Source organism: Labrys sp. (in: a-proteobacteria), from assembly GCF_047605565.1.
Classification (GTDB): domain Bacteria; phylum Pseudomonadota; class Alphaproteobacteria; order Rhizobiales; family Labraceae; genus Labrys; species Labrys neptuniae.
This window is the reverse complement of sequence record NZ_JASGFM010000052.1, coordinates 15,275-30,260: the sequence shown is the minus strand read 5'-3', so window position 1 is coordinate 30,260 and position 14,986 is coordinate 15,275. Positions and strand designations below refer to the sequence as shown.

The following is a 14,986-nucleotide window of genomic DNA, read 5'->3' as shown; positions in this document are numbered from 1 at the left end:
CATTTGCTTTTGTTTCAGTAGCGGCCCACCAGCAGGCCGCCATCGACCACCAGCGTCTGGCCCGTGAGGTAGCGGGCGCTGGAAGAGGCGAGGAAAACGATCACGTCGGCGATCTCTTCGGGTTCGCCGATGCGGCCCATGGGGATGAAGGCGCCGGCTGTCTCGGCCCCTTCCGGGCCGAGGGAATGTTCCTTGGAGAGGAGCTGGGCGGTGCGGATATAGCCCGGAGCCACGCCATTGACCCGGACACCGTCGCGGGCGACTTCGACGGCGAGGCCGCGCACCAGCCCGACGACGCCGGCCTTGGCCGAGGAATAATGCACATGCTCGTCCCAGCCATAGGCCACGCCCATGATCGAGGAGAGCGCGACCACGGCGCCGGATTTGCGGGTGCGCATGCCGGGCAGCGCGGCCCGCACCACGCGGAAGATGCCCTTGAGGTCGATGTCGAAGGTGAGATCCCACTTGTCGTCGTCGAGCCTGGCGAGCGGCACCCGATGGGCGATGCCGGCATTGGCGACGACGACATCGATGCCGCCATGGCGGGCCTCGATATCGGCGACGAGCGCGTCGGCATCGGCGGTGGAGCGAACGTCGAGCGGTGCGAACTCGGCCGAGCCGCCCTCCGCCTTGATCTCGTCGACGACGGCCTTGCCTTCCGTTTCCAGGATGTCCGTGACCACGACGTGGTCGCCGAGCGTGGCGAAGGCCTTGGCGCTGGCGCGGCCGATGCCGATGCCGCCGCCGGTGATCAGGACGATGCGTGCCTTGGTCATGATGCCGTCTTCTCCCTCTGCTCGTTCACAACATCACGTCGCCGGAATTGGGCCCGAGCGTCTGGCCGACGAAGAGGCTGGCGGCCGGGGAGGCGAGGAAGGCGACGGTCGCCGCCACCTCTTCCGGCTCGCCGAAACGGCCGAGCGGCAGTTCCCCGGCCTTGCGCTCTTTCCAGTCGTCCGAAAGCGCCTTCACCAGCGGCGTGTTGATCGGCCCCGGCGCAACGGCATTCACTCGCACGCCGCGGCTCGACACCTCGCGGGCAAGCGATTTGGTCATGCCGATCACGGCGGCCTTGGCGCCGGAATAATGGGCGAGTTCGATCCCGCCGATCTGGCCGAGCTGGGATGCGACATTGACGATGACGCCCGATCCCACCTCCAGCATCGACGGCAGCACGGCCCGTATCATCAGGAAGGTGCCGCGCACATGCACGGCGAACATGCGGTCGAAATCACTGGGTTCGAGATGTTCGAACAGGCATTGATGGACATGGCCGGCATTGTTGACGAGCAGGTCCACCGGCCCGAGCTGCGTCCTGGCCGCGGCGACGATCGCCGCGACGTCCGCTTCGCTGGAGACATCGCCGGCTGCGGCGACCGCCTTGCCGCCCGCCGCCCGGATGGCGTCGGCGATGGCCTGCGCCCGCTCCGGCGCGAGGTCGTTGACGAGCACGCCATAGCCGTCGGCCGCGAGGCGTTCGGCGATGGCTTTGCCGATACCCGAGCCGGCTCCGGTGACGATGGCTGTTTTTAGGCCGGGCATCATGCCTCCTCCTGGATGGCGACGCGCCTGCCGCGACGGACCGACAGCCCCATCAGGATCGCGTAGACGGCGAGCAGGGCGAACGAAAACAAGGTGGTCAGCACGCCGAAGGCGAAGACGTTGGGATGGATCTCGACCGAGAACGTGCCGTAGATCGCCAGCGGCAGGGTGAGGTCGCGCCCCGAGGCGAAGAGCGTGCGCGAGAACTCGTCATAGGAGAGAGTGAAGGCGAACAGCATCGCCGACAGGACGCCCGGAAAGATCAGCGGGAACGTCACCTTGCGGAAGGTGCGGATCGGCGAGACGCCGAGCGACCAGGAAGCCTCCTCGACGCTCTGGTCGAAGCGGTTGAAGATCGCCAGCATGACGAGGAAGGCGAAGGGATAGGTGTAGACGACGTGGAGGACGAAGGCCGTGCCCCACCAGTGGCGGTCGATGCCGAGGACATTGGCCACCAGCGCCATGCCGAGGCCGACCAGCACGCCGGGCACCATCATGCCGAGGACGATCAGGTAGAAGGCGATGCCCGAGCCCCGGAACTTCCTGCGGAAGGCCTGAGCGGAGGTCACGCCCAGGACGGTCGAGACCACCATCGTCATGATGGCGAGGACGATCGAACGTCCCAGGCTCTCCTCGATCGGCAGCGGGGCGATGCGCGAGGGCGGCGTCAGGCCGAAGAGGTGCTGGTACCAGTAGGTCGACCATTCGATGATCGGAAATTGCGGACCGCCCTCCGGCCCGGTCTGGAAGGACAGGATCGCCAGCACGACGAAGGGGCCGTAGAGGAACAGGAGGAACAGGGCCGTATAGACGGCCAGGACCGGTTTGACGCCGCGTGCCTGCATGGCTCAGAGCTCCTTCCTGAGATCGACGACACGCAGCAGGGCAGCGACCACGGCCCCCATGACGATCGTCAGGACGACGCCGACCACGGCGGCGAAGGCCCATTTGAGCGAACCGACCTGGGTGACGATGATGTTGCCGAGGAGATTGACTTTGCGTCCGGACAGGGCTGCGGACGTGGCGAATTCGCCCAGCACCATCACCGAGACGAAGATCGAGCCGACGACCACGCCGGGCATGGACAGCGGCAGGATGATGGTGCGGAAGATGCGCCAGAAGCCGGCGCCGAGATCGCGCGCCGCCTCGATCACGTTCGGGTCGATCCGCCCGAGCATGAAAGCGATGGGGCCGACCATGAAGACGCAGTAGATCTGCGTCATGCCGATCACCACCGACAGGTCGGAGAAGAGCAGCGCCTCGATCGGCTGGGTGATGATGCCGGCCTTGAGCAGGATCAGGTTGATGGCCCCTTCCTTGCCCAGCATCGGCCGCCAGGCGAGGACGCGGATCAGGAAGGACGTCCAGAACGGGATGACGCACAGCACCAGGAGCGTGGTCTGCAGCGCCTTGTTGCGCACGAACAGGCCCACGAACAGGGCCGTGGGGTAACCGATCACCAGGGTGGCGACCAGCACCGTCAGCCAGATGCGGATCGTGGTCCAGAGGGCCTGGAGATAGGTGTCGCTCGTGAAGAAGGCAACCCAACTCTTGGTGGTGAGGATGGGCTCGATCTTGAAGGTGGTCTGCGTCCAGAACGAGACATAGACCATCATCAGGATAGGGACGAGCAGGAAGAGCACCATCCACGCGACGCCCGGGGCCAGCAGCCATAGTGTCTTGTTGCCGGACCTGCGCGGCGATGCAGCCTGCGGCGCCGCCGCTTCGCTGCCGGGAGGCGTCGTCATCCAGTCGATCTCCGTTCCGGGTCGTGGGTCAGCAAGAGCCATGGGCGTCGCTCAGGCAAAGAGGAGCGCGAGGTCGCGCTTCCAGACGAGGCCGTAGCGCTCCTGTGGCGCGTAGTCGGCGGGAGGGCGATGGCTGAGATGGGTCTCCACCTCCACCACCTGGCCGCTGTCGAGGGCAAAGAAGGAGTTCACGGCGGCGCCGCTATATTCGCTGGCGACGAAGGCGGCCTCGACGCCCGCTTCGTCGCTCGCCAGGGCCGACGATGCCGGGCGCACCTGGATGCGGTCATAGCGGACGGCATAGGCGGTTTTTCCGCCGGCAAGGCGCGTGCTGCCCTCGATCGGGAAACTGCCTGCCGGCCCGACGAAGGCCTCGCCCGAGAGTGTTCCCTCGAACAGGTTGTAGCAGTTGAGGAACCGCGCGACGGAAGGGGCGGCGGGGCGGTTATAGATCGTGTCGGCATCCGCCGACTGGGCGATCCGGCCCCGATCGAGCACCAAGACGATATCGCCCATGGCCAGGGCTTCGGATTCGCTGCCGGTAACATGCAGGAAGGTGACGCCGAGACGCTCGCGGATGCTCCGGAGCTCCGCCCGCATGCGGGACCGCAGATTGGCATCGAGGGCACCCAGCGGCTCGTCGAGCAGCACGAGGCGCGGTTCGGTCACCAGCGTTCGCGCCAAGGCCACGCGCTGGCGCTGGCCGCCGGAGATCTGGGCGACACCGCGATCCTCCAGGCCGGCCAGGCCGACCAGCTCGATCATCTCAGCGACCTTGCGGCGAATGGCGGCGCGATCGGTCAGTGTGGCGATCTCCCGGTTTTCAAGGCCGTAGGCGATATTCCCGGCCACGGAGAGATGCGGGAACAGGGCAAAATTCTGGAAGACGAAGCCGATGCCGCGCCGATGTGCCGGGACATTGTCGACCGGGCTGCCGCCGAGGGTGACGCTGCCCTGGTCAGGGCTTTCAAAACCCGCGATCACGCGCAGAAGCGTGGTCTTGCCCGAACCGCTGGGGCCCAGGAGCGACACATAGGCATTGTCGGGGATGGCGAGGTCTATACCATCCAGCGCTTGCAGGTCGCCATAGGACTTCCTGATGCCGGAAAGACGAAGTACATCTGCCAAACGAGCCTCCCAGATCGTATCATGCCACACGGACGCCCTGTTATTCCTAGGAATAACACGATCCATCTTTGCCATGATTTCAGGTGACAAATATCACGCGGGCGCAATACGTTTGCGTCCGATCCAATATTTATCAACTTGCTTAATTCAGTTCGCCTCTGCATTGCTTCTTCGGCAATGAGTGCTTGGATCTTAGTTCAATCGATTTTTGTATGCAACAATCTTTTTTGTGCATCGGCTGCCCAAATTCCGGGCGGGCATCGAATTTGGACTCTCGGTGAAGGATTGGTGGAGTCTGGGCAATTTTTGTTGAGAATTGGCCGTTTAGGCTGCGTTTTCTCGTGTTTGTTACGACATGCGACGTGCTCGTCGGGGTCGTGATGGGCGGTCGGGGGCTGGTGTGGGTGTTGAAGGGGGTGGGTGGTGACGACGAGGTCTATCGAAAATTTTGCCGAAAATCGGTGAAAATGCATTCTCCGCAACCAAAATTGCACTATAGTATGCAAAGATCATTTATCCGAATGTGGGACAGGATGTGTCAAACGCGGTAGACACGGGCAGTTCGAGCGGCGGTCTGCGATGACACCCGCAAGGAGGTCCGTTTACGGCATGCCATCGTCCAAGCCTCGCCAGACCGCCCAGCGGCGCTACGAAATCGTCGAAGATGTCTTGCGCACCAATATTGCCGACGGGCTTCTGCCGAAGGGGCTGGTCCTGCTCGAAGGGCCGATCGCCGAGATCTTCCAGACGTCGCGTGCGCCGGTCCAGAGGGCGCTGCTGCACCTGGAGGCGGAGCAGCTCATCCATCGTTTCGATGGGCGCGGCTATCTCGTCGGGGCGCCGGGACGGCGCATCGCCCCGGTGCGCACCGATATCAAGACCCTGGGTCTGGTGGTGCCCGAAGCCATCGACGAGGCGCTGCAAAGCCGGTCGACCTGGGAACGCATCTATGATTCCATCGAGGCGGATGTCGCGGCCTGTGTCGTGTTCGGGCAATATCGCATCATCGAGATCGAGCTGGCGGATCATTTCCACGTCAGCCGCACCGTGGTGCGCGACGTGCTCGGACGCCTGCAGGAAAGGGGGCTGGTGCATAAGAACCAGAGTTCCCACTGGATCGCCGGCCCGCTCACGGCAAAATCGATCAAGGACCGCTTTGCCCTGCGGCGCATCCTCGAGCCTCCCGCCCTGGTGTCGGCGGCGCCGCGCATCGATCGCTCACGTTTGACCGCCTTGCTCGAAAGCCTGTCCGAGGCCGAAAGGACCGAATCGGATGCCGATCTGGTCGAATGGGAGGATCTGGAGACGAAGCTGGTCGAGACCTGCGTGATGGCCACCCCGAACGAAAGGCTGCGCGACCTGATACGGGACAACCTGTTGCCGGTCGTGGCCTCGGAGCGCCTGCTGCGTCAATTCGGCCTGCCGCGCGATCGTATCGCCATTGCCGAATATCGCCTGATCGTCGAACTGCTGGCGCGCGGGGCCATCGATGCTGCGGCTGCGATGTTCGATGCACATTTGGAAGAGGCGAAGAACCGCAACATCGCCCAGATGAAGATCGTCGCGGTGATCCCAGCCCCGCAATCGATTGCGCCTTATCTGACCAGGATCGCGGAGTAAATGTCTCCTCGGCTGCCCGCTGGCCTTCCCGAGCGCGGATTGCTGGCCTCCACAGCCAAAATTGCCATGGAAAACCGCCCAGTCGAGATCGAACCTGGGCGGTTTTCGTGTCTGGAAACCCGCACCTCATGGGGGTACCGGCTCAGTGCCCAGCCAGGAGCAGAGAGACCCTCGAAAGATCTCCGCCGGGCGGCGGAAGATAAAAGAGGTTTGCCGGGAAGGCTGGTCAGTTTTGTAGATCGGCGGGCACCTTGCCCCCATTCGCTGCCAGTTTTGCAATGACGGCCTTGTGCAGCCAGATATTCATCGCAGCGGAGTCCGACGTATCGCCCGTATAGCCCAACTCTCCGGCCAGCTCCTTGCGAGCTGCAAGGCTGCTGTCGAGCTTCAGGGCTTTGAGGAGGTCTACAATTGAGCGCTTCCAGTCGAGGTTCTGTCCGCTGGCCTTGACCGCTTGATCGAGGACGGCAGCAACGTCGACGGTGCTCGGCGGAGCGGCCGAACCGGATGGTGCAGGAGCCGGACTGGAAGAGGGTGTGGGAGCAGAGGGTGTACCGGCAGGGGCCTGGGGGGCCTCTGCAGCCTTTGCACGACCGAAGATGGCGTTGCTGATTGAATCGAAGATGCCCATGCTTCTATCTCCGTTGAATGAAACTTCGACTGCTGCGCTTGAACTTGACTGATCAATGCTTGGACGCGCCGAAATGTTCCCCTAGGCCACTGTGCGCCGGGTTTTGCCGGGCTGCAACAGTGCGGTCCGATCAGCTCCAGGCATGCAGAGGCGGATTGACGTCATTCAGCGCGTAATTTCCAAGAATGGCATATTTCCAGCGAACGGGATCATGGAGCGTATGCGTACGGGCATTGCGCCAGTGCCGGTCGAGGTTGTGAACGCCCAGCGTCGAGCGTGTGCCGGCCAGTTCGAACAGTTTGTTGGTGGCCTGTAGCGCCGCTTCCGTCGACAGGATCTTGGCTTCGGCAACCGCGATCTGGGCCTTGGCCACACTTTCGGCCGTGGCGTCGGCAACGGCCCTGTCCACGGCAAGGCCCGCTTTCTCGAGAAGCGCCTCGGCGGCATGAAGGCGCAAGGTGAGGTCACCGATCGCCTGGATCGTGTAGGGGTCCTGCCAGGCGTGATCGAGGCCGCTGTCGATCCAGGCCCTGGAGCCGCCCCTGACGAAGGCGATGGTATCCTTGATGGCTGCCTCCGCGATGCCTGTATCGACCGCCGCCTGGATGATCTGGAAAATCGCGCCGTCTGCCGTCGGGCGATCATAGCCCCGATAGCCCGGGACCAGATGGGTCTTCGGTACTTTCACGTGGTCGAGGATCACCGTGCCGCTCAACGTGGTCTTCTGGCCGAAACTCGACCAGTCGTCGATCACCGTGAGGCCGGGGGCGTCGCGCTCGGCAATCGCATACCAGGCCCGGCCTTCGCCATCGAGCGCGACGATCGGCACCAGATGGGCGAGAAGCGCGCCGGAGGAATAGAATTTCTTGCCAGTGACGACGACATGGTCGCCTTCATCCTTGAACGTCGTCTCGAAATCAGCCGCCCGCTTGGAGGAGAATTCGGAGAAGGCGTTGCCGAACCTGGTCCCGCGCAGCACTTGGGCGAACAGCAGCTTCTGCTGGGCCTCGTCGGAGACCGTTCGGATGGCGGCGACGACCCCGATATGGTTCTGCGTGATCTGCCCGATCGAAGGATCCGCCGCCGAAATGATCTGAATCACGCGATCGATGGTGACATAGGAAAGCTCGGGTCCGCCGAAAGCCTTGGGGACATTGAGCGACCACAGGCCGCTCTGGGAATAGGCGTCGAGTTCGGCGACCGGCCAGATGCGTTCGCGGTCGCGCTCCGATGCGCCTTTGGCGAATTGTGCCGCAAGATCTTCGGCAACCGCAATCGCTTCGGCGTCGCTGCGGATGATGTGCGCCGGTTCAGAGGGACGGGGGAGGGCAGATACGCCTTCTGCGACGATGTCCGGAAATGCTTTGGCTTGAGCCGCTGTCGTCATGGGCCGATTCCTAAGATGAGGGTGAAGATCAGGCCGCGGTCGAGACCGCGGATGGGCCGGCGAGGGAAGTCCGCCCGAGATAGATGTCCTTGAGGTCGGTACGGCCCCTCAGTTCGGCAGCCCGTCCTTCCAGGACCGAGCGCCCCGAAGCGAGCAGCACCGCGCGATGGGCATGGCGCAGAGCCACGGCGGTGTTCTGTTCGGCAAGAAGGATGGACAGGCCCTCCGACACATTGAGGGCGGTGAGCCGTTCGAAGATGTCCTGCACCACGAGCGGTGCCAGCCCCATCGAAGGCTCGTCCAGCACCAGCAGGCGTGGCCTCGACATCAGGGCGCGACCGATTGCGGTCATCTGCTGCTCGCCGCCCGAGGTCAGGCCGGCGATCGTCTTTCGCTTCTCGCGCAGGCGCGGGAAGATCGCATAGACGCGCTCCAGGTCACGCGCCAGTTCCGGGCGGCTGGAGCCGCGTGCCAGCCCGCCGGTAACGAGATTGTCCTCCGTGCTCAGCGAGCGAAAGCAGTGCCGGCCCTCGAGCACCTGGACGAGCCCCCGCCGCACCAGGGCGGAGGCGCTGTGCCGGTTCACCTCCGCGTTGTCGAACCGGATCGTCCCGGCGATCAGCCGGCCGCGCTGGGCCTGCAGCAGGTTGGAGACCGCCTTGAGGGTCGTGGATTTGCCGGCCCCGTTGGGGCCGAGCAAGGCGACGATCTCTCCCGCGGCAACTGTCAGGCTCACGCCATTCAGGGCGACGATGGCGCCACCATAGACAGCTTCGATCGCATTGACCGCAAGCAAGGGGACTGGTTCGGACATCGAGGACCTTTCCTGGGGCACGCCGTTGCAGGAGGCCGAGGGGACGCGCCTCAGTTCGAGGCGGCCTTGTCGGCATCCGCCTCGGTTCGAGGCTTGATCTGATGCTCGGCGGCATAGGCCGCGGCGGATTTTTCGATGATCGGCCGCAGCAACGCCCAGTCGGGCGCGATCCAGTCGGATACCACCTTCCACTTGGCACCATCCCATTGCTGGAAGGTGACGAGGCCGTCGCCTTCATGGTTCTTCCAGGTCACGTTGATGGAGTGGAAAAGCCCCTTGGCGCCGAGAGCCTCCACGCGGGCCGGGTCGAGCTTGAGATGTTCCAGCCCCCAGCGGACTTCATCACCGGTGAGGGTGCGATGGCCGAATTTTTCCTGGGCGATGCGAATGGCCTCGACATTCAGGATGCCGTTCACGATGCCCAGATTGTGATAGACGCTGCCGATCCGCTTCTTGTCGTCGAGATTGCCCTTGCCTGCGCCATAGACGGTTTTGACGATTTCCTGGACCACGGGATATTCGGTGCCGGACGCCTGGGTCGTGATCGCGACATATCCCTTGGCGGCGGCACCCGCGGGCAGGACGTCCTCTTCCGAATTGGACCAGACATTGCCGACGATGTGATCGGCAGGAAAACCGACCTTCTGGGCCGTCTTGAGCGCCACGGGGTTCATGACTCCCCAGCCGCGCAGCACCACATAGTCGGGCCGCCAGCGCCGGATGGTCAGCCATTGCGATTGCTGCTCGTTGCCAGGGTGAGGCACCTCGATCTGCTGCAATTCGAAGCCGTATTTCTTGGCCAGCAGCTCATAGATCGGGATCGTCTCCTTGCCATAGGGCGAGCCGTGATAGAGCACGGCGATCTTCTTACCCTTGAGACTGTCAACCCCGCCGAACTTGCCGGCGATGTAGTTCACGATCCCGGAGGTTTCGCTGTAGGGATTGAGCAGCAGGGGAAAGACATATTTGAACACGCTGCCATCGGTCGAATCCGTGCGGCCGTGATTGATCGTCAGCAGGGGAACCTTGTCGTTGGTGATGCGGTCGATCATCGCATAGGCAATGCCGACGGAAAGCGGGTTCCAGGTCGCGATGTCCTTGTGGCTTTTCTGACGTTCGTAGCATTCGACACCCCGTTCGACTTCATACTGGGTCTCGCATTCGTCCCAGGTCAGCTTGACGCCGTTCACGCCGCCGTCGCGAGTGTTGATGAGATTGAGGTAGTCGATGAAGCCGCCGAAGAAGCCCGTGCCGCCGGCTGCATAGGGGCCGACCCGATAGCTTTGCAGCGGGAAATACTGCTCGTCCGCACGAGCCTGCGAATGGGCGAAAGGCAGAGTCGTGAGGGCGAGGGCTGCAGCCATTGTGGTTGCGCGCAGGGCGCCGGCGAGGCGAAATGAAAGGGACGGCATGGTGGCTCCGGGGTTGGCAGGCGAGGATTGGGAGAAATCGCGGTCAGCGGTGCGGGCGGATCTTGTCGAGGGTGCGTCGACACAGCGCCGACAGGCCGTCCGGCTCGGCGATGAGAAAGACGATGATCAGCGCGCCGAGCACGATGCGCTGGCTCATGTCGAGCACGCCTGAATCGAAGGTACTGCCCAGCAAGGCGCTGCCCAGGCGAGACAGGATCAGGGGGAACACCACGATGAAGGCCGCTCCGAGGAATGCCCCGCGGATCGTGGCGAGCCCGCCAATGATGATGATGAACAGGATCTGGAACGAACGATCGAGATCGAAGCCGGCCGGTTCGACGGTCCTCAGATAGGCGAACGCCCACAGCGATCCGGCAATGCCGATGATGAAGGAGGACAGCACGAAGGCGAGCAGCTTGGTGCGCAGCACGGATACGCCGATGACCCGGGCCGCCAGCTCGTTGTCGCGGACAGCGATGAAGTCGCGGCCGGTCTGCGTCTTGACGATCCGGGCGGCAAGGCCGGTGACGACAGCCACGATGGTGAGCGTGAACAGGTAGCGGCCGGCCGGGCCTTCGAGCGAGAAGCCTGCCACGCCGAGGGGCGGGGCGTCGATGACACCGGACGGATTGTCGTTGGAAAACCAGCTGAACTTGGTCAGCGCCCATTGCACGAAGAACTGCGCCGCCAAGGTAGAAACGGCCAGGTAGAAACCACGCAGCCGCAGGCTCGGCAGGCCGAAGACGAGCCCGATCAGCGCCGCAACACCGCTGCCCAGGACGATGCTCGCGACCAGGGGCAGGCCGGGGATCCGAAGGTTGAAATTATAGGCGGCGAAGGCACCCACCGCCATGAACGCAGCGCTGCCCAACGAAAGCTGCCCGGCATAGCCGGTGAGCAGATTCAGCCCCAGGGCAGCCAGCGACAGGGCCAGGAAGGGGGTCAGGATGGCATCGAACACATAGCTGCTGCCGACCAGCGGGATCACGCCATAGGCGAGGATCAGGAGTACCGCGGGAAGGATCCAGGAACGGCTGGGAGCTTCGGCGTTCTCGTGGCTGGAAGCGGTCAAAGCGGTCACGGTTCAGGCCCTTTCCACGAGCTTCTGGCCGAACAGGCCAGCGGGCCGCACCAGCAGAAAGACGAGCGCCGCCACATAGGCGAACCATCCTTCGATGCCGCCGCCGACGAAGGGGCCGAGATAGACTTCCGAGAGCTTCTCGAACGCGCCGATGAGCAGACCGCCGACGATGGCACCCAGGATCGAGTCGAACCCGCCCAGGACCAGGACAGGCAGGGCCTTGAGCACGACGAGCGAAAGGGAAAACTGGACGCCGAGCCTCGAGCCCCAGATCAGGCCTGCAACCAGGGCGACGATACCGGCGGCGGTCCAGACGGCAGCCCAGATCCGCGGCAGCCGCAAGCCGACCGCATAGGCCGCGAACTGGTCGTCGGCAACGGCGCGAAAGCTCAAGCCGATGCGCGTGAAATTGAAGAAGGCCGCCAGGATCGCCACCAGCGTGGCGGCAACCCCCGCCGCGAAAAGGTCGAACTGGGAAATCAGCACGCCGGCCACTTCAAACGGGGTATCGTCGATCCCCAGATCGAGCGCATGGACTTGGGTGCCCCATAGAAGCTGCGCGGCGCCCTCGATGACATAGGACAAGCCCAGCGTTGCCATGAACAGCGTGATCGGCGGCTTGTTGACCAGCGGGCGCAACACGGCCCTCTCGATCGCCAGGCCGAGCGCGGCCATGATGGCGAGTGATATCGCCATCGCCGCGATGAAGGGGACGTCCCGCTCGATCAGGCTGACGAAGGTGAGGGCTGCAAAGAGCAGCATCGCCCCCTGCGCGAAGTTGAGAACGCCCGAGGTCTTGTAGACAAGTACGAACCCGATCGCGACCAGCGAGTACATCACGCCGGAAAGAAGGCCTCCGACCAGCACCTCGACCAGGAAGGCCCAATCAAAATCGGCCATCATGCACCACCCCGGTCGTCGTGCGCCACGCCGAGATAGGCGTCGATCACGGCCTGATCAGCCTGAACCGCCTGCGGGGTGCCATCTGCGATGAGGCGGCCGTGATCGAGCACGACCACCCTGTCGGACAGATCCATGACCATGCCGATGTCGTGCTCGATCATCACGATCGTCAGGTCGAACTGCCTTTGCGCCTTGCGTATGACCTCGGCGATCTCGGTCTTCTCGGCAGCCGTCATGCCTGCCATGGGCTCGTCGAGCAGCAGGATGCGAGGCTCGGCCACCAGGGCCCGGGCCAATTCGACGCGTTTTTGAAGACCATAGGGCAGGGTTGCGACCGGGCGGTTGCGAACCGGCTGCAAGTCCAGGAAGTCGACCATGCGCTCGGCGCGCTCGCGGGCGTCCTTGTCTTCGCGACGTGCCTGTCCCAGACCCAGGATCTGGCCGATGAAACCGGCGTGCCGCAGGGCAGCCCGCCCCATCAGGACATTTCCAAGCACGTCCAGCCCGCTGAACAGAGCCAGGTTCTGGAACGTGCGCGCAACACCGAGCGTTGCGAGTTTGGACGCCGGCACCTGCCGGAAGTCACGGCCGGCGAGGCCGATATGCCCGTGGTCAGGGCGATAGATGCCGCTGATGACGTTGAGAAGCGAACTCTTGCCGGCACCATTCGGTCCGATAATGGCTCGAGTTTCGCCGAGCTCGACCGCAAAGCTGACATCCCCCAGCGCCGCAATGCCTCCGAAGGACAGGCTGATATGTTCGAGCGTCAGCGCAGCCTGTCGCCGAGCCGGTTCGGTCTTTGACGTCGAGGGCGTTTCAACGGCCTCGATCGGTGGCACATCCCGATATGACGGGGCAGGCTGCAGCACTGCGCTGGTTGCCGTGGTCATGAGCGTGTCTCTGCCCGTCATCCCTGCCGATGGCAGGGATGCAGGATGGAACGGTTGCGGGGCGGGAAGGAACGGAGCGCGATCACTCGGCCGCGACAGCCACGGGCTGCGCCGCTTCGAGCTTGCGGACCAGGGGGATGACCTCGCGGCCGAAGAATTCGACCTCCTCCTGGAAATGCAGGAAGCCCAGCAGGATCAGATCGGCGCCCGCCTCCTTCAACGCCAGGATGCGTTCGGCGATCTGTTGCGGCGTGCCGATCAGGTTGGAACGGAAGCCATCATTATACTGCACCAGGTCCTGGAAGGACGATTTGGCCCAGTTGCCTTCGCCCTCCGGAGAGGCCTTCCCGGCATTCTTCACCTCATGGGCAAAGCCGTGGACCGCCTCGGGGATGGCCTTTGCAATGATTTCGTCCAGCACGGCCTTGGCTTCGGCCTCGGTATCGCGGGCGATGGCAAAGGCATTCACGCCGACCTTGACCGAATGCCCGTTCTCGCGCGCCTTGGCCTGGATGTCGTCGACCTGCTTCTTGATTTCCTCGGGGGTGTTGCCATTGGTGAAATACCAGTCCGATACGCGAGAGGCCATGTCCCGCGCTGCGCGCGAGGAGCCGCCCTGGAAGATCTCGGGCTGCGGATCGATGGGCTTGGGCTTCAGGCTGTAGTTGCGGAAACGATAGAAATCGCCATTGAAGGTGAAGCTCTCCTCGGTCCAGATGCCGCGCAGCGAGCGGATGAATTCTTCCGACCGGCGGTAGCGCTCGTCGTGGTCGAGCCAGGGCTCGCCGATCGCGGTGAACTCGCCGCGAAACCAGCCGCTGACGATGTTCACGGCCACCCGGGCGCCGTAGATGTTGTTGATGGTTGCGATCTGCTTGGCGGCGACGGCCGGATGCCAGGGGCCCGGCAGCAGGGCCACGATCAGCTTGAGGCGCTCGGTCGAAGCGAGCAGGGCTTGGCTGAAGGTGAGGGGCTCGTGCTGATTGTCCGCACCATAGCCCGCCGTGAAGCGGATCTGGCTGAGCGCATAGTCGAAGCCGGACCGTTCGGCGATCTGGGCAAGCTTGCGATTATAGTCGATTTCCCAGCTCGTGCGTTGCTCGATCGAGCTGATCACCAGACCACCCGAGACATTGGGCACCCAATAGGCAAACTTGATCGGTTCTCGTTGACGCTCGACTGGCATGGTGGATCCTTGGTTTTATGGCGGGGTCAGGCGGTGGCAGGGAACGGAACGACCGTTCCAGACCCCTGCGGGTGGGAAAGGCGCAGCTGGAGGCGGGCTTCGCTGACGGCGCGATCGATGCGCCCCGAAACTTCGGCACTGGCCAGGGCATGATCGGCAAAATCGCCCTCGAGCGCATAGACGGTGGTCGGGAGCGTGATGGCCTTGAAGAAGGCAAACAGCGGCCGGAACTGATGGTCCATGGCCAGGGCATGCAGCGGGGTTCCGCCGGTTGCCGCCACCAAAACCGGCCTGCCTTCGAGGGCACGATAGTCGACGAGGTCGAACAGGTGCTTCAAGGCACCCGTATAGGAGGCGCGGTAGATGGGGGACGCGACGACCAGCAGATCGGCGCTTTCGACCGCCTCGATGACCTCCCGCGCACGCCCGGTTCGCGGACCCTTTGGATGCGTTGCAAACAGGGCCGCGGCATCGCTCGCCAGTTCCACCAGCTCGACCTGCGCGAAATGTTCGAAGCGGGCGAGGATGGTGCGCACCAGTCCGGTCGTTCGGCTGGGCAGGCTCAAGCTGCCGGATATACCGAGAATTTTCGGACGATGATCGGGCACGGCGCGTTCTCAGATTAAAAAATATTCTATTTATAT

General features: G+C 63.7%; 15 protein-coding genes. 1 reads left to right on the top strand and 14 read right to left on the bottom strand.

Annotated features, from left to right (window positions below):
- Positions 1–14: 14 nt before the first annotated feature.
- The 5 genes from QM672_RS29375 to QM672_RS29355 are packed head-to-tail and all read right to left on the bottom strand — an operon-like array spanning position 15 to position 4,418.
- On the bottom strand, positions 15–776 hold the full coding sequence (locus QM672_RS29375; RefSeq protein WP_415086846.1) for an SDR family NAD(P)-dependent oxidoreductase: 762 nt from the start codon (positions 774–776) through the stop codon (positions 15–17).
- A 25-nt stretch (positions 777–801) separates the two neighbouring features.
- Positions 802–1,545, bottom strand: a complete 744-nt coding sequence (locus tag QM672_RS29370; RefSeq protein WP_415086845.1) for an SDR family NAD(P)-dependent oxidoreductase — start codon at positions 1,543–1,545, stop codon at positions 802–804.
- Positions 1,542–2,387, bottom strand: a complete 846-nt coding sequence (locus tag QM672_RS29365; RefSeq protein WP_415086844.1) for an ABC transporter permease — start codon at positions 2,385–2,387, stop codon at positions 1,542–1,544. Before QM672_RS29365 ends, QM672_RS29370 begins: the two co-directional genes overlap by 4 nt.
- A 3-nt stretch (positions 2,388–2,390) precedes the next feature.
- Positions 2,391–3,290 carry an ABC transporter permease gene (locus QM672_RS29360; protein WP_367624512.1) on the bottom strand — a complete coding sequence of 300 codons (900 nt, stop codon included), beginning with the start codon at positions 3,288–3,290 and terminating at the stop codon, positions 2,391–2,393.
- A gap of 51 nt (positions 3,291–3,341) precedes the next feature.
- Positions 3,342–4,418 carry an ABC transporter ATP-binding protein gene (locus tag QM672_RS29355; protein ID WP_415086842.1) on the bottom strand — a complete coding sequence of 359 codons (1,077 nt, stop codon included), beginning with the start codon at positions 4,416–4,418 and terminating at the stop codon, positions 3,342–3,344.
- A gap of 609 nt (positions 4,419–5,027) precedes the next feature.
- Here QM672_RS29355 and QM672_RS29350 point away from each other — a divergent pair.
- Positions 5,028–6,038, top strand: coding sequence for a GntR family transcriptional regulator (locus tag QM672_RS29350; RefSeq protein ID WP_311944311.1), 1,011 nt, complete (start codon positions 5,028–5,030; stop codon positions 6,036–6,038).
- A gap of 226 nt (positions 6,039–6,264) precedes the next feature.
- On the opposite strand, the gene QM672_RS29345 is transcribed toward QM672_RS29350, so the two are convergent.
- The 9 genes from QM672_RS29345 to QM672_RS29305 form a co-directional block, all read right to left on the bottom strand.
- Complete coding sequence (locus tag QM672_RS29345) at positions 6,265–6,669, bottom strand: DUF3597 domain-containing protein (RefSeq protein WP_415086841.1); 405 nt, start codon at positions 6,667–6,669, stop codon at positions 6,265–6,267.
- Positions 6,670–6,799: 130 nt separating this feature from the next.
- The gene (locus QM672_RS29340) at positions 6,800–8,056 is read right to left on the bottom strand and encodes an SfnB family sulfur acquisition oxidoreductase (protein ID WP_415086840.1); all 1,257 of its coding nucleotides are present in this window, start codon (positions 8,054–8,056) and stop codon (positions 6,800–6,802) included.
- A gap of 28 nt (positions 8,057–8,084) precedes the next feature.
- On the bottom strand, positions 8,085–8,870 hold the full coding sequence (locus QM672_RS29335) for an ABC transporter ATP-binding protein (RefSeq protein ID WP_415086839.1): 786 nt from the start codon (positions 8,868–8,870) through the stop codon (positions 8,085–8,087).
- A gap of 50 nt (positions 8,871–8,920) precedes the next feature.
- Complete coding sequence (locus tag QM672_RS29330; protein WP_415086858.1) at positions 8,921–10,234, bottom strand: ABC transporter substrate-binding protein; 1,314 nt, start codon at positions 10,232–10,234, stop codon at positions 8,921–8,923.
- A gap of 91 nt (positions 10,235–10,325) precedes the next feature.
- On the bottom strand, positions 10,326–11,354 hold the full coding sequence (locus tag QM672_RS29325; protein ID WP_415086856.1) for a branched-chain amino acid ABC transporter permease: 1,029 nt from the start codon (positions 11,352–11,354) through the stop codon (positions 10,326–10,328).
- A 12-nt stretch (positions 11,355–11,366) separates the two neighbouring features.
- Positions 11,367–12,263, bottom strand: coding sequence for a branched-chain amino acid ABC transporter permease (locus QM672_RS29320; protein WP_311944318.1), 897 nt, complete (start codon positions 12,261–12,263; stop codon positions 11,367–11,369).
- Positions 12,263–13,156 carry an ABC transporter ATP-binding protein gene (locus tag QM672_RS29315; protein WP_415086838.1) on the bottom strand — a complete coding sequence of 298 codons (894 nt, stop codon included), beginning with the start codon at positions 13,154–13,156 and terminating at the stop codon, positions 12,263–12,265. The genes QM672_RS29320 and QM672_RS29315 overlap by 1 nt, the downstream gene beginning before the upstream one ends.
- 82 nt (positions 13,157–13,238) lie before the next feature.
- On the bottom strand, positions 13,239–14,342 hold the full coding sequence (gene sfnG / locus QM672_RS29310; protein ID WP_311944320.1) for a dimethylsulfone monooxygenase SfnG: 1,104 nt from the start codon (positions 14,340–14,342) through the stop codon (positions 13,239–13,241).
- A gap of 26 nt (positions 14,343–14,368) precedes the next feature.
- On the bottom strand, positions 14,369–14,950 hold the full coding sequence (locus QM672_RS29305; RefSeq protein WP_415086837.1) for an NAD(P)H-dependent oxidoreductase: 582 nt from the start codon (positions 14,948–14,950) through the stop codon (positions 14,369–14,371).
- Positions 14,951–14,986: the final 36 nt, after the last annotated feature.